Origin of the sequence: Sphingobacterium lumbrici (assembly GCF_006476045.1) — a bacterium.
GTDB classification, from domain to species: Bacteria; Bacteroidota; Bacteroidia; order Sphingobacteriales; family Sphingobacteriaceae; genus Sphingobacterium; species Sphingobacterium lumbrici.
The window spans coordinates 378,089-394,176 of sequence record NZ_SRZY01000023.1 but is presented as its reverse complement, the minus strand read 5'-3'; the positions used below and the strand labels follow the sequence as shown (position 1 = coordinate 394,176).

13 protein-coding genes are annotated in these 16,088 nt (G+C 42.8%); 11 read left to right on the top strand and 2 right to left on the bottom strand.

Features of this window, described 5'->3' with window-relative positions:
• Window positions 1–14: 14 nt before the first annotated feature.
• The 10 genes from rfbC (at window position 15) to E4F24_RS07075 (ending at window position 13,750) form a co-directional block, all read left to right on the top strand.
• The gene (rfbC, locus tag E4F24_RS07120; protein ID WP_140937993.1) at window positions 15–572 is read left to right on the top strand and encodes a dTDP-4-dehydrorhamnose 3,5-epimerase; all 558 of its coding nucleotides are present in this window, start codon (window positions 15–17) and stop codon (window positions 570–572) included.
• Between the two features lie 50 nt (window positions 573–622).
• Entirely contained in the window at window positions 623–1,477 is an 855-nt protein-coding gene (rfbD, locus tag E4F24_RS07115) for a dTDP-4-dehydrorhamnose reductase (protein WP_140937992.1), read from the top strand.
• 32 nt (window positions 1,478–1,509) lie between these two features.
• A complete protein-coding gene (rfbA, locus tag E4F24_RS07110; protein ID WP_140937991.1) occupies window positions 1,510–2,376 on the top strand; it encodes a glucose-1-phosphate thymidylyltransferase RfbA in 867 nt (288 codons plus the stop codon).
• A 1,120-nt stretch (window positions 2,377–3,496) separates the two neighbouring features.
• Entirely contained in the window at window positions 3,497–4,909 is a 1,413-nt protein-coding gene (locus E4F24_RS07105) for a 3-keto-disaccharide hydrolase (protein ID WP_235891168.1), read from the top strand.
• Between the two features lie 32 nt (window positions 4,910–4,941).
• Window positions 4,942–6,360 (top strand): Gfo/Idh/MocA family oxidoreductase, encoded by a 1,419-nt coding sequence (locus E4F24_RS07100; protein ID WP_140937990.1) that lies wholly within the window; start codon window positions 4,942–4,944, stop codon window positions 6,358–6,360.
• Between the two features lie 559 nt (window positions 6,361–6,919).
• A complete protein-coding gene (locus tag E4F24_RS07095; protein WP_140937989.1) occupies window positions 6,920–8,287 on the top strand; it encodes a hypothetical protein in 1,368 nt (455 codons plus the stop codon).
• 48 nt (window positions 8,288–8,335) lie between these two features.
• Window positions 8,336–9,376, top strand: coding sequence for an HlyD family secretion protein (locus E4F24_RS07090; protein WP_140937988.1), 1,041 nt, complete (start codon window positions 8,336–8,338; stop codon window positions 9,374–9,376).
• Entirely contained in the window at window positions 9,373–10,368 is a 996-nt protein-coding gene (locus E4F24_RS07085; protein WP_140937987.1) for a TackOD1 domain-containing metal-binding protein, read from the top strand. The genes E4F24_RS07090 and E4F24_RS07085 overlap by 4 nt, the downstream gene beginning before the upstream one ends.
• On the top strand, window positions 10,361–11,686 hold the full coding sequence (locus tag E4F24_RS07080; RefSeq protein ID WP_140937986.1) for a glycosyltransferase family 2 protein: 1,326 nt from the start codon (window positions 10,361–10,363) through the stop codon (window positions 11,684–11,686). The genes E4F24_RS07085 and E4F24_RS07080 overlap by 8 nt, the downstream gene beginning before the upstream one ends.
• A gap of 27 nt (window positions 11,687–11,713) precedes the next feature.
• Window positions 11,714–13,750 (top strand): LVIVD repeat-containing protein, encoded by a 2,037-nt coding sequence (locus tag E4F24_RS07075; RefSeq protein WP_140937985.1) that lies wholly within the window; start codon window positions 11,714–11,716, stop codon window positions 13,748–13,750.
• Between the two features lie 60 nt (window positions 13,751–13,810).
• Here E4F24_RS07075 and E4F24_RS07070 read toward each other — a convergent pair whose 3' ends face one another.
• On the bottom strand, window positions 13,811–14,668 hold the full coding sequence (locus E4F24_RS07070) for a hypothetical protein (RefSeq protein WP_140937984.1): 858 nt from the start codon (window positions 14,666–14,668) through the stop codon (window positions 13,811–13,813).
• A 45-nt stretch (window positions 14,669–14,713) separates the two neighbouring features.
• Window positions 14,714–15,367 carry a hypothetical protein gene (locus E4F24_RS07065; protein WP_140937983.1) on the bottom strand — a complete coding sequence of 218 codons (654 nt, stop codon included), beginning with the start codon at window positions 15,365–15,367 and terminating at the stop codon, window positions 14,714–14,716.
• 260 nt (window positions 15,368–15,627) lie between these two features.
• Between E4F24_RS07065 and E4F24_RS07060 the strand changes: the two genes are divergently transcribed.
• Entirely contained in the window at window positions 15,628–16,074 is a 447-nt protein-coding gene (locus E4F24_RS07060; RefSeq protein ID WP_140937982.1) for a hypothetical protein, read from the top strand.
• Window positions 16,075–16,088: the final 14 nt, after the last annotated feature.

Sequence of the window (16,088 nt, the reverse complement as noted above, 5' to 3'; positions counted from 1 at the left end):
ACCTTTACAAGGTTATGAAAATACAAAAGACAAAACTCAAAGGCTGCTTCATTCTGGAGCCTGCCAAATTAGGAGACAGTAGAGGCTATTTCTTTGAGAGCTTTAACGAGCTAACGTTTAATGATTTGACAGGTGTGAATACACACTTTGTTCAAGACAACCAATCCTATTCCACCAAAGGCGTTTTGCGTGGTCTGCATGCGCAAGCAGGCGTGCACGCGCAAGCTAAGCTGGTGCGTGTACTGCAAGGTAAAGTAATTGATGTTGCGGTAGATGCACGGGCAGCTTCACCCACATTCGGGCAACATATTGCTGTGGAACTATCAGAAGAGAACAACCTGCAGTTATTTGTTCCTCGTGGTTTCCTGCACGGTTTCGTGGTATTGAGTGAAACAGCGACATTCTTCTACAAGTGCGATAATTTCTATAACAAGGAATCAGAGTACGGTGTCAAATTCGATGACCCCGCCTTGGGCATCGATTGGGTAATACCGGCAAACGAGATGCTTGTTTCAGATAAGGATCAAGTATTGCCGGCGTTTGAAGAAGTGTTTGGAAGGAGAATAGGTTAGTAAGTTAGACTTTCTCACCTTTTAACCTTCTAACTATTTAACTTTACAACATGAAAATACTAGTTACCGGAGCCAATGGCCAACTTGGATCTGAAATAAAAGAATTATACCCCAACTATCCGAACGATACATTTGTATTTTTGGACAGGAAGGAAATGCCTTTAGACGATGTATCCGGCGTGTTTGATGTGTTGGAAGAAGCAGGCCCCGATGTCATTATTAATGGAGGAGCCTACACCGCGGTTGATAAGGCCGAATCTGAACCAGAATTGGTAGATATTATCAATCACAAAGCTGTCGAGACAATGGCAATATGGGCAGCCGAAAACCAAAAGAAACTGATCCATATCTCTACAGATTACGTATTTCAAGGCAATAGTGATATCCCGTTAAAAGAAGACGAGCCGACCAATCCGATCAATATCTATGGTCTTACGAAACAAAAAGGGGAAGAGGCGATCCTGAAGTCGGGAGCTGACGCTATTATCATCCGTACAGCATGGGTATATTCCGGCTATGGGGCCAACTTCGTGAAAACCATGATTCGGCTGATGACCGAACGTGATGAAATATCCGTCATTGACGATCAAGTTGGATCGCCGACTTACGCCTGTGATCTGGCAAAGGCAATTCTCGATATTGTCCATTCTGACAACTGGCAAAAAGGAATTTATCATTTTTCGAACGAGGGTAGAATCAGCTGGTACGACTTTGCTGTTGCAATTAGGGAAATAAAAAATCTGGATTGTAAAATTAATCCTATTCCTACCGAACATTATCCGACTCCGGCCAAGCGTCCCCGGTATTCGCTATTGGACAAAGGCAAGATAAAAAGTATATTTGGGGTAAAAGTACCCGGCTGGAAGAATAGTTTGGAAGAAATGTTAAAGAAGTTAGAAGGATAGTTAGAAAGTTAAAAGGATATATCTGATTGCAAATGAAAGGAATTATACTTGCCGGTGGATCTGGTACACGGTTACACCCATTGACATTAGCGGTATCGAAGCAACTCATGCCCGTGTACGATAAGCCAATGATTTATTATCCGCTTTCAACGCTCATGTTGGCTGGCATCAATGAAATTCTGATCATTTCTACGCCTCAGGATTTACCAAACTTCAAGAAATTACTCGGTGACGGATCGCAGATAGGTTGTACCTTTTCGTATCAAGAACAGCCTTCTCCAGATGGTCTTGCGCAGGCTTTTATATTGGGAGAGGAATTTATTGGGAAAGATAAAGTCGCCTTAATTCTAGGTGATAATATTTTTCATGGATCTGGTCTGTCCAAATTATTGCAATCCTGTGCTGATCCACAAGGAGGGGTGGTTTTTGCTTATCCTGTAAACGACCCCCAGCGCTACGGTGTCGTAGAATTTGATAAGGATAATAAAGTTGTTTCTATTGATGAAAAACCGATAATACCAAAATCAAATTATGCCGTTCCCGGTTTATATTTTTACGATAATGACGTTGTTGAAATTGCGAAAAATATAAAGCCATCCGCAAGAGGCGAGCTGGAGATTACAGATATCAACAAAGAATATCTAAAACGTGGTAAATTGAAAGTAGGTGTATTCGATAGAGGAACCGCCTGGTTAGATACAGGGACAATCCAATCGTTGATGCAGGCAGGTCAGTTTGTTCAGGTAATTGAAGAGCGTCAGGGGATGAAGATTGGCGCAATCGAAGAGGTAGCCTATCGTATGGGGTATATTAATAAGGAAGAACTAATAAAAGTGGCTGAACCCTTAGTTAAAAGTGGTTATGGAAAATATCTATTACAGTTAATAGAAGTGATTTAACATCAAAATAAGTTTTTGGTTAACGGCAGGAAAGGCTTTTGTACCGTGCTACAGAGATCCGCTGCCGACCCCTTGAAGGTTTGTTTTTGGTAAAATATTACACAAATATAATTGTTCCGTATTGAATTTCAAGGAGACCAACCTGCTGAATAAAAAAAAGTATTGACATATTTAAATTTATTGAAAAATAAGTCAATAATTTTTTCCGGTTTAAATAAATTTAAATATCTTTATGTCATTAAAGTGACTTTAGCAGTCAGGATTAACCTGTTTATTATTGTAACCCGAGATTTAAAATAATATTGACTTCAGGTCAAGGATTATTTAAATTGAGTTTATTAACCATTCAATAAATAAATGAAAATATTTTTTTTGCTAATCATCATGTTATTTTGCCTGTGTTGGAACATTTTCATCACAGCGGTTAGGTGCAGCCTGTAATTTCTACGGACAGGCTGCAAGGGCAAAAAGGGAGAGTTTGCCATACAGCAGCAAATACCGTTTATTCCCGGTGAGAATCGGGGATATACGACAGCCGGTATACAGAAGTGGTGTACAATATGCTATTGCAGTTTACACAGCGTATACAGGAAGGAAAAGCATTCCCTAAGCATGTTTTATCCATGCTTTTTGATGAAATACATCGTGAAAATGTAGCGGGATAACAGAATCCTTATTTGTACGGATAGTATATAGGCTGCATTTAACAGGGTCTGGTAGCGTTAATAATTTTAAAAATATAAAAAGAGTTATATAAAAATTTGTAATAAATCGTTACGAATACGGTAAGGAAAGCTATGCGCTGCATGGAACCTTTCATGCTTTCGATAGTACGCTGATTTACGGAATGGGCTAAAACGTTTTCGTAAAAATAACCTTGATATAGCGTAGTTATTCGTAAATAATTGATAATATTGTCTAAGTCTACAACTTATTTTATTGCGCCACTAACCAAGGTTTTGCACTTGCCTGCCGGGTATAAGTGCGTCAAAAGGAGGTTAAAGCCTGTAAAACTAACGCCGAAGTTGATAAACGAATAAGACAAATGGATTGTAAAGGAGGCCGGTTGTGGCTTTGATCCATATAATATGTATGATAAACTAATTAGAATAAAATGAATATGATGATAAAAGCAACAAAAAAACTGTTTACTAAAATTGCTGCGGTGGTGCTCGTGACTGCTGCCTGTTTTACCTATTGGTCTTGCTGTACGGTCAAAGCCAACAAAAATCAGAAAGAAAACTGGGAAAATCTATTTGATGGTAAGAGTTTAAAGGGCTGGAAGAAGTTGGGTGGAGCAGCTCCTTATGAAGTCGTAGACGGCGCCATTGTGGGAAGAATGACGAAAGGTACACCCAATTCATTTCTCGTTACCGAGCAAGAGTATGGAGATTTTATTCTTGAGCTGGATGTAAAGCTGGAAGGGACGAGTACCAATTCGGGCATCCAGACCCGTAGCCATTTTGAGCCCTCTGACAACAATGGTAAAGGTAGGGTGTATGGCAGACAGGTGGAAATTGATCCGAGCGAACGTGCCTGGACGGGTGGTATCTATGATGAAGCCCGCAGATCCTGGTTGTATCCTTTGGATTTGAATGAAAACGCTAAGGCGGCCTATAAGCAGGAAGAGTACAATCACATACGGATAGAAGCTATAGGTAATGAACTTAAAACCTGGGTAAATGGCGTACCAACCGCTTATGTAATCGATACCTTAGATCCTACCGGATTCATCGGCCTGCAGGTGCATGGTATCCCTCCTGAACTGGATGGAAAGAAAGTGTATTTTAAGAATATCAAAATCCAGACATCTAATCTGAAACCGAAAGATTTTCCTGCGGATGTACATATTTTGAATTTGGTACCCAACGACCTTTCCGCAGCTGAAAAAAAGGCCGGGCATAAGCTGTTGTTTAACGGGAAGGATTTTACAGGCTGGAAAAGCGCACGTACCGGACAATTACCCGGTAAAGGCTGGGAGATTAATAATGGCCAGATCAATGTGTTGAAATCTGATGGAGGCGAATCTACCAATGGAGGAGACATCATTACCCAAGAGCAATATGCAGCTTTTGATCTTTCGTTTGAGTTCAAACTTAGTGCGGGAGCTAACAGTGGCGTGAAGTACTTCGTTACGCTGAAAGAGCAGACCCAAGGGTCGGCAATTGGTCTGGAGTTCCAGGTGTTGGATGATGCGCTGCATCCGGATGCTAAATTGGGCAATAATGGTAACCGTACACTGGCTTCATTGTACGACTTAATTACTTCCAACAGGGATGGGCGAGCCCGCAGATCGATAGGTGCATGGAATCGTGGCCGTGTTGTCGTAACACCGGACAATAAAGTAACGCACTACCTTAACGGCATAAAAATGCTGACCTATGAAAGAGGATCTCAATCATTTAAAGATATTGTGGCAACGAGTAAATACAAAGATTGGGAAAATTTTGGAGAAGCAAAGCAAGGGCATATCCTGCTTCAGGATCATGGGGATGCGGTTTCCTTTCGGAATATAAAAATCAAATCGTATTAATTTTTTAGGCCGGACAACTAAACGTAATTGACATGACAAATCACTATTTTTCAAGAAGAAGTTTTATCAAAAAATCGACCGTTGCAGGAGGCGCGGTACTCTTATCCAATAGCCTGCTGGGCAACGTTGTTCTTTCCAAACCATCCGAAAGGGTAAATCTGGCCTGTATCGGTATCGGGAATAGAGCCGGTGAGATCATTAAAGAACTGTACAAGACAGGCTTGTGTAATATAGTGGCTTTGTGTGATGTAGACTTAGGGGCTCCACATACTGCCGATATTTTGAAAATGTTTCCCGATGCACCCCGATTTACGGATTTTCGGAAAATGTTGGAACAGATGGATGCACAAATCGATGCGGTATCTATAGGTACACCCGACTTTGCGCACTTTGCTGCCACGATGATGGCGATAGATATGGGCAAACATGTGTATGTCGAAAAGCCAATGGCACGTACATTTTGGGAGGTGGAACTGATGATGCAAAAAGCTGAAAAGTTTCCTAAAGTAGTGACTCAGATGGGAAATCAAGGGCATTCCGAAGCGAATTATTTTCAGTTCAAAGCCTGGAAGGATGCCGGGATCATCAAAGATGTTCACCGTATAGATGCCCACATGAATATGCCGCGAAGATGGCATGGATGGGATCCTGCTATGAAAGGATTCCCTAAGGCAGAAGCTATTCCGCAGACACTGGATTGGGAACTATGGCAGATGCAGACCTTAGGACATGACTATAATAAAGATTTTGTCAACGGGCAGTGGAGATGTTGGTTTGATTTTGGAATGGGTGCATTAGGAGATTGGGGAGCCCACCTGTTGGATACAGCTCACGAATTCCTGGACCTGGGACTTCCTACGGAGGTAGAAGCCGTGAAGTTGGAAGGGCATAATTCGTTCTTTTTCCCAATGTCTTCGACACTCAAATTTCATTTTCCGAAGAAGAAGAACAGGGGTGCTGTCAACATTAATTGGTATGATGGACTCGATAATCTTCCTCCTATACCCCAGGGATATGGTGTTTCTGGTCTCGACCCGAATATTCCGCCACCGAGTACAGGTAAATTAGAACCGGTTAAATTGAATCCGGGAAAAATTATCTATTCAAAAAATCTGACCTTTAAAGGCGGATCACATGGAAGTACCCTGCAGATTATTCCGAAAGAGAAGGCGCAAGATATGTCCGCTAAGTTGCCGACAGTACCTTCTTCACCTTCTAACCACTTTGCCAATTTCTTGAAAGCGAGTAAAGGGGAGGAGAAAACAAGATCTCCATTTGCGGTAGCAGGTCCGCTAAGTCAAGTGTTCTGTCTTGGTGTGATCGCACAAAAACTCAATACAAAAATTGTATTTGATCCGATCAAAAAAGAGATTGTAAACGATAGATTTGCGAATGCCCTTTTAATGGGGCCTCCACCTGCAAAAGGATGGGAGCAATATTATCAGGTTTAATATAAGGGTGGCATCACAGGAATAAACAAGATACGTTAATAATTGTTAAATAAAACGGTTTAGCTTGTAAGAAATATAGATTGTGTATATCTTTGAGCTTCATAATTTAGGTTAATAATTGGTTAGTAAAGGTCTTGAAGCTCCCCGCTTCAAGACCTTTTTTTTGTTAAAGCACCCGTAAAACCTACCCTTTTGGGTAGGTTAAGTGGTAGGCGATACGTATAAATTTGCAACAAGTATCTTTTTGGAAACAGGTATAATGTTCTTTGAATATGGATGCGGTATGCTCGATGTGTCCGGAGTTGTGTACCTGCCGGTAATGAGGGAGACAAAAAGAAGTGTAGTTTTTGAAATCTAGTCGTAAAATAGACTATGTAGCTAATAGACTACAAAAACAAATAAATATGTGTTTAGACAACTAAATAGAGAAAAGGAAGACTATTTTTGTGTCAATATCTGTTTGTTATATATGCAATATCCAAGATCATGGGGCGGGCTAATACAGCTGATAACAGATCCTGGATGTGCGATACGATAACTTAAAGAAATATCATTGTATATGAATCGTAAAGTTCTTTTGGTCCTGGTTTTAGTGATGACAGCAATGTCCGGGGGGACGGTGTTGTGCCAAGAGAAAGCATTGACGCGTGGGGGACAGGATAAGGTATTGGAAGAGATGACTTCAAGATTGACCCGGTTGTTTCATACGTATCAATCCCGCTGGGATAGCGCGCGGAGTATATCCGCTGATCCAACGCTTTCTGCGGCGGTATGGTCTGATTTTTTGGAGGATCCGGCGCTGGTTTCTACTCGGAGCAAGCCAATCATTACTTCGAAAAGCCTGACGGAACGATCCGGAATGGACGTGGGTTTGAAATGGACCACTGAGGCAACACACAACTTTACGACAGGTATTTCGGACAATGAAGATGTTTTTTTTGGCTCGCGTATCGCAAGTGGGTTAGACTGGGTGATTTTGGGAGAAGGAAGCTGGCGAAAGCGGGCAAATGACCGGAATTACCTTGGAAAGAAAATACAGCGCGATTCGCTGATGGGAATCGATGCTCAGATTCAATATAGAAGACAGCAACAGCTAAGTGCATTGGCTTATCTTTTTGACCGGTATCGATTATCCGTGTTCGAACAGTTGGTTCCCTTACGTAGAGCGCAAGCAGCATTTCAGGTACAGATGTTTGAAAAGGAGTTGTTGGACTATCCAACGATGTTGAAGAGTAAACAACGCTACGAACAGGCAGAAGCTGAACTTACAGCCCTGCGAGGGTATGCCGCACAAGTAGATGGTAGTGTGTTGTCGGCATATCTGGACATTCCCTTGATTGATCTTAATCTTCCGGCTTATGCGTTGATGGTAGACAATGATCAGGAGCATCGCCAACAACAGCTATTGGCACTGGACAAGGAATTATTAGAACAGCAGCGGCAACGTGATAACCGGGATAATGTGAGTTTGAGAAGTCGGATACGTTACAATTATTACAGCGGAGCCGGTCATCAGCCCAGAGGTTTTGCCAGTGTGGGTGCTACGTTGTCGGTTCCGCTGCGTACGGGTAAAAATGTGCACGATCAAATTTACACTTATGAGTTTCAGCGCAAGGAGGAGCAGCAACTGGCGGAAGCCGAACACCGTCGTTTTCAGCTGCAGGATCTGTACCGGAGCATGTCGGACAGAAAGCAAACGATACGAAGGTTAGCCGATGAACTTGTATATGTGCAGGCACTGATGGAACGGGAGCTGGCATTACATCAACAAGCACCAAAACAGGTGAGCCCGAATACGTTTATCGAGCTGGCGGATGGATATTTCCTCAAACTGCTGGAGTTGGCAGCTCATCGGCAACTGGCATGTGAAGACTATATAGATTTTATGTATTTGACCGGATCCGGGAAGCAGGTGTATGACGATTAATACGGATTGGTAAGAAGTGATTAAGATTAAAAAAAAGAAAGAGTAAAGATGAAAATATCGTACGCACATCCGGTGGAAACCGTTGCGCAGATTAATGAAGAACCTCCAAAACGCCGACGTTGGGACAGGTGGCTCTATATCGGTATTTTAGTGGTGTTGATAGGCTCTCTTTTAAAATGGTTGACCTTACCCTGGATATTTAATACGGCCGATGGGCTTTTGTTTCAGAATCAGTTCGATGCCAAGTTTACAAACGATATCCGCATCCTGTCCTATAACGTACAGGATAAACAACGGGTCAATATTGGTGATACACTTTTCTTCTATGAGGAACGCCGCGACGGAAGTATAAATCCGGCACAGGACTCCATACAGCTGGAGATACAGCAGCAGAATAGAGGGGGAGAACTGATTGCAATAGATGCACAGATCGAAAAGAGAGCACTTTTCCGGGATGAGTTGAAAAAACGGCTGGCTTATTGGCAAGCCGAAAGATTACGGAAGGAGAAATTGGTGTATCTGGGATCTATCACGGCCAACGAATTGGCCAATGTGGATCGATCTGTCGACGATGTAGCCTATCAATTAGCTACGGTAGACGCGGAGTATAAGGTGTTGCGGAATGAGCGCGCCCGATTACGGGCCGCATTGAGCCAATCACGTCAAATGGGGTTCGCGCGTCTGCAGCAGGCTGAACCATCTGTAAAAGCATTTGTATCGCCGGTAGCCGGTACGGTGGATCGCTTAAGGGTAGCCGTAGACGGTATTTGTTATCGGCAAGAAGTGGTGGCTTCGATTGTAGATTCAACGTATATGGTACGGGCATATATCGATGTGAAAGACCTGGATAAATTCCATGTCAATGACGAGGTGGTTGTGCTGTTGCCGTACGGCAACAAGAAGCTACAAGGAAGTATAACCCAATTGTATGCGGTTATGGAAGATAAAGATAAGATCTTATTCAATTCCATAGATGACGATAAATACGGTGTGGTCGTCGAAGTAAAGCCCAAGGGTATCAAAGGCTGGGATGAACTCATCGCCAGTAATATACCGGTAAAAATTAGAAAAGGAAGGTTAGCACTATGAGTGAAATTACACCCCACGTGGTCGAAATGTACGGTAGGCGTATTCTCCTCCTCAGCAATTTTATTGAGGACTGTATTTTGCCGGATCCTCTTATTGCAGACATGTGGCTGGTAAACCATCAGGACAGGACAAAAGTCAGAAAATTTCTGCGCAGCGTAGTCTGTTCGCATGATATGCGCGTGTATCTGAAACCTATTTATCTGGAAGATAGTCTGAGGTCGTTTTTCATGGATGACGAACGCGTTATGCAACGGCTCTCTGATGGCTTTTTAGGCAATGCTGATCCGTTGCAGATTGCGACATTGATTGATCAGGTAGCCTATTTCATCGAAAAGCACGGTCGCGGCCGAAAAAAGAAGGCGAGTCAGCAGGAGCAAATTTTGCAATATATATTTGATTACAATTATACGCGGCGGCGTAAAATCGTTCCAATGCGCTTACATCAGTCGCTTACCGGTTATACCTATCCGCGGATCGATTCTTTTTTCTTTAACATGAGCGATGCGTATCTGAATTCGAGAATTATATTGAAGGAAGCGGAAGAACAAGGGTACCTTAAACGGACGTATTTTGATACTCAACACCTTTGCAAGAGTTGTAATAGTGGATTTTTAAATTACCATGAGGTATGTCCGCGATGCAATGAGCATAACCTGAAGGCTTCGAATTTGATTCATCACTTTCGTTGTGCTTATGTAGGTCCTGAAACAGATTTTGTATTCCACAATAAGTTAGTCTGCCCGAAATGCTCGGTGCAGCTTAAAAATGTGGGTGTAGACTACGATAAACCAGGTAAAATGTTTACCTGTAAGAGCCAAAGCTGTAATCACCAGTTTCAGGAGGCACCGATACAGGTGTGCTGTGTGGACTGTGGAACGAAACAAGAGCCTTATGAGCTGGTGGTCAAAAAGGTGTACCAGTATGAATTATCCGAAAAGGGCATTCAACGTTTTCTCTTTAATGAAGATCAGGTAAGCTTACAGCATGGTTAGTCTATCGATTATAGTTGATTTTTGGGAAGACTATTTTCGCATGCTCCAACGGCTGGATTGGGAAACGATGATGAGGTGGGGTTGGTTTATTCTGTTGTTGGATATTCCACGTTATGTGATTGTGGAGGGGTTGGCTTTAATATGGAGCAGATCCCGTCGAATCATTACACGGAAAAAATGGAAACAAGCCCGTCAGATGCTTTGGACGGAATACCCCTTGGTAACCGTATTGGTGCCGGGGCACAATGAAGGGCGGCATTTGTCCAAGTTGGTGGCTTCTATGAAAAAGCAGACGTATCAGCATATCGAATTAGTTGTGGTGGATGATGGCTCTACAGATAATACGGCGATTATCGGACAGTCGTTTGAAAAAAAGGGCGACATCGATATCTTTTTACGCTGTGGTGAGCGGGGAGGAAAGGCATCGGCTGCAAATCTGGGATTGCGGTATGCAAAGGGGAAATTTATCGTGCATCTTGATGCAGATTCTTCCTTAGCGCCCGATGCATTGGAGAAAATCCTGATTCCTTTTTATCGGTATCCGCATGTCGGTGCCGTGGGGGGAAATCTCGTTGTGCACAACGAAAGCGATTCACTCACGACAACGATGCAGTATATGGAATATATACAGTCGATTAGCGTAGGGCGTATTGTGCTGTCAAAATTGGGTTTATATAAGATTGTTTCCGGCGCTTTCGGTGCTTTTCCCCGCAAGTTGTTGGATCGTATGGGAGGCTGGGATATCGGCCCCGGACTGGATGGAGATATCACCGTTAAAATAAGAAAGCTGGGGTATAAGGTGTTGTTTGAGGAAAACGCGGTCTGCCTGACGCATGTACCCACTACCTGGAAGGCGTTAACGAAGCAACGAAGACGATGGTCACGTTCACTGGTACGCTTCAGGTTACGGAAACATATCGATGTGTGGGTACCGGATAAGCACTTTTCCTGGCTTAATTTTGTCGCCTTTTTTGAGAATGTGTTCTTTGGATTTGTGCTCGATTTTATGTGGATCTTCTATACGCTTAAGATCCTGATTGTAGCGCCCGGCTTTTTATTGGTCTGGTTTCCATTTAAATATACGCTCTATTTGGGTATTGCCATTTTTCAATACATCTGTTCGTTCTTTGTCATCAATGACAGGAGCAAGATGTTGAAAATGTGTATTTATATTCCTTTAGTTCCGCTATACATGGGGTATTATATGCGACTGGTGAGAACGGTAGCCTATATCGGAGAAATGTTCTTTTACGAATCGTACAAGGATGTATGGAACCCGGCCAAGACATCAAAAAAGGCAAAAGAATTTGGTATGTAAATCATTATTAATAATTATAAATTTTATATGTTTATCACAAACACTAAAATCAGCGCGTTAGCTGTATCTCTAGCGCTATTGGCAAGTTGCACAAAGAATACGTATCAGACTGAAGCAGGTCATGGAGACGTTCTTTCGGACGCGGAAACATCGCTTTCGTATGATAAGAATGCTTTAGCCGCGAATGTATCTGTCGAAAATAGTCCTATTGCTTTCGATCGCCTGGGAAGTACATCGTTATTGGGTTTAGTAAAATTGACGAAACTGGCTTCGCTTACCGGCCAACAAGCAGTAGCAGGTTATACACCTTCGGCAACCGGAGAGGAGATTGAAGGCGGAGGGAACTATACTGTCAACAGCAGTACCGATGTATTGGTTGTGCCGGCAGGTAAAACCTTCTCCGGTCAGATTAACTTTAATGCTGCCGGTAAGCTTATCGTTTTGGGAACATTTACGGGTTCTACAAGCCTTCCGAACAAGGGAACATTAGAAATCGGAAACGAAGCGGTATTTACACCATCGGGCTTTAATGTGAATGGCAGTGCTGCGGTGGTCAACAACTACGGAACAGTGGTATTAAACAGTGGTTCTATACAAGGTAAATGGACAAATTATGCTCAGGTTACATTTAAATCCAATACAAGCCTGAATAGTGTCATGCAATTTGATAACTATTGTAAAGTGGTATTTGAAGGAAGGGTAAATATCAATTCGCTGTACAAAAACTGGAGCTATATGGTATTCCAGGAGGGATTCCAGTTAAACGGACAAGGGCAGTTGCAGAATCATGATGGTGCCTATACAGAAGTAAATGGTGGTACCATCGGTATTGACGGTGAAATAGTAGGGGGTACATCTGCTTATTCCCGCTTAGACATCAGCAATACAACGATTAATAACCTGAATGCGAATCTCGCGGTAACGGGTAAAATCGATATCAACTTTACAAATGCAGACGAGACTCGTTTTGCAGGGAAAACCGGAGCGGATGTAACCATTGGCCAGGATGTATATATTGCTGCTGCGGGATGTACACCGGCTAAAGGTAGCGGAGGTTGTGATGACAGCGCTTTGAGCTTTACTTTATTGGCTACGGTAACAAGCCCGGAGGTTAACGATGCGTTACTCAGTGCAACGGATGTACGTATCGCAGATGGACACGCTTATGTTTCTTACCATACCAATGATGAGGTGTATGGCAATACCCCAGGGGGAGCGATCCGTATATTTGATGTGCAGAACCCGTCTGCGCTCAGCTTAATCAGTGAAGCCCTTTTCACGAACATGGAGTTCAACGGGGTAGAAGCAAACGATACGAAGCTGTATGCGGCAGGTCAAAACAAGGCGGGAGCCCTGTTGTTAACTGCTCCGTTAAATAATGGTAACCTTGCTGTAAACGATCTGTCACAGTTCACCAAACATAAGTTACCGGCTGCATCGGCAAAGAATACCGTAAGTTACAACAATCAGCTATGGGTGGTATCGGGAGCTGCAAACGGTGGATTCTTTGCCCTTGATCCACAAAATGGATATCAGGTAGCACAGAACCTGTATACCAGTACACGTGCAAAATATAGTGCTAACAATGCGACACATCAGGCGTTTTTCGCTGCAGAATCGGATAAGGCATATTTACGTGTCGCAAAACTGGATGGATCGGATGTGAAAGAATATACATTCCCTGCATTGACGCAGCAAATTGTTGACGGAAAGAATGTGTTGGTATTGGATGATCTATACGCGTACATTGCGTTAAGTGACCGTGGAGTAGCTAAAATAGACCTGGCAACAGGAGAATTGAAAGCACATTTTGTGCCTAACGATTTCAGAAAAGACGGTAAAAAAGTATTCCGGGATAACGGATATACCAACGCTGTAGCGGTTGATGGCTGTTACCTTTATTTGGCAAATGGTGCTGATGGCGTTATTGTCCTGAATAAAAATACCTTCCAGGTGGTAGGAAAGTTCAACCTGCCTGAATCGACCAATTTCGTTGCTGCAAAATCAGGATTACTGTTTGTTGCTACAGGAAGAAACGGGTTGAATATTATTAAAATAAACTAATATTTCCCGGTAAAGTACATAAAAGGGGCTGGTCATTTTTTTTTGACCAGCCCCTTTTATCTAATATCTGACATCCATTTCTTTGATGTCGTAGATCCCCAGCTCATATACCCCATTCTGGTTGAGTACGGCAATGGCCGATTGCAGATGTGCCAGATCGGTGAAATCTTTTGCTCTTACCACCCATACGTACAATCCCTGCAGGGTATTCCGCAAAGTCGTGGTACGGTTTAGCAGTGACAGCATATTCGGGTTTTCATAGGCCATAATATACGATTTGATCTGAAGGAGCGCCAATAAGGCGGCGGTAGAGGGTTGCGTATGCATCGGAATACTAATGCTTAGTTCTATGCCCTCCTGGGCACACCACTGGCTGCTCAACAAAATTAAGGTGTTGAAACGCTCGGTGTACAAATCTATATTTTGTTTGTAATCGGCCAGTATATGCGGTTCGATGTCAAGATGAATCGCTGTAAAACCTGCATTTTTAAAGCTGAGCATTTTAGCTTCCAGATTCGGAAAACCGTGGTCGGTCTCTACATAGCTGTTTTCTCCGAGTAGGCGGGCTACCGAGATGTTCGCTGATGAGGCCATCTGTAGAAAATCCTGTACTTTGGGCGACTGGTCATCACCCGGAGAAACAAATACTTCTTTGCATTGTAGCCGGTTCAGGGCATTTACGATGTAAGCATTGCTGTTGTCCTGAAAAAAGGCCTTCCAGGCATAGGTGCTCACCTGGCTGCCCCATAATGAATCGGTCGGCGCATTCAGTCGCTGACAGGGATGCTCCCTAAGGAGTGTCGAAATAGGGTAATCTGTTGCGTTGTTCTTCGCGAAATGATGCCTGTGACTGTTTGCCGTCGCAGAAAAAGATAGTGATATAAACAAAGAAGCGGTTAAAATTGCTGTTGTCTTCATGTTTTTGTTGATAATTTCAGTACGTTAATAAAGTGGTTTATTTCGTTAGCGCAGCTGCCAAGAGCCAAAGATTCCATTGTGGATATCGTTGTTTGCATAGAATCCTCCGTATACTTGCTGATCTGTGGCAGTGTACAGATGGGTGGATAAATGTATCGGATGGAATAAGCTATTGGTTAGATAAGGGGCAATATGCTGATCAAATGCAGGTGAGACAGAGGCCAGTTGCCCGATGAGATTATTTACAGTACTGCCTTTCAGCGTACTCCTCTGTATCCTTGTTGCTCCATCGGCCGGATCAATAGATAATGTAAAATCATAGTCGGCCCGGAAAAGCGTAGCACCTTGGGCCGATGAAAATGTTGTACGGACAGTTACAGCGGTAGGGCTATTAAAAAGAAGCTGAATGGTCTTAACTTGCCAGCCTTTTTCCGACATCGTATTTTCGTATTGTCGGTAGTGCGTTTGGAAGTCAAGACCTCGGTTTTTCGGATAATCCGATGTTGGATCATACGTTAAGGATGCAACCTTGCCCTCCGAAATATGCTGATGGAAGAGGTCCGGATCGGCTACGTTATCTGCCGCTGCAATACCGGAGGAATTTAAGGGATCTTCATCCGGCATGAGCAAGGCATCCGGATAGGTGTTGCATGCCGCCATACCGCAAAGCGGTAATAAATACAGGAGTGTCTTGTTCATATATAGTTGTTATAGGTATATTATTGTTATATCGCTTTATATCGCGAATGGTTTATCTCATTTTTATTTTTCTAAAATAGTGATCGTACGGCTCTGGTTGTGTAACTTTTCTGTGGTCGATTAAGGTTATTTTTTTGTTAAGCTTGATTTCTAGTGTTGTTAAAATTTTTTATATGGACATTTATGTTGATATTTGTAACACGAACCTTACAACAGCGTAGGTTAGATGAAAAACCACATTTAATATTATTAATCCACGAATGCAAACTATTTTTATTATTGGGGGCGGTTTGTTAGCCTTGGCCTTCATTCTCATTTACCAGTATAGGCTGTCGCGGCGCTTGCAACGGTATGCCCGGTTGCGTGTTAGTATATTGAAAGGGGATGGCAATACACCCGATAAAACAAAGGGTTCCTTTATGTTCTATCTCCATGCAGGGGATAGTCGCCTGCGGCAGGTTGTCGTTACGGATTTACGTTTTTCTGATGCGGCATTGCGTGTGAATACATTTGATAAGCTATCTTTCGAAGTAAATACTATAAACGAAGAGCTTTCTGCACGTTCCATCGGGTTTAGCTGTAGAAACAGCGTGTTGAACCGAATAGACGGCAGCAAAGCAGCCTTAACGATAAAAGGATATGTAGTGCTCGAAAAAGAAGGTAAAACCGCCTTTGTGTACCGTACGAAATTAGATGTGACGGCATAGATATAATACTTTCG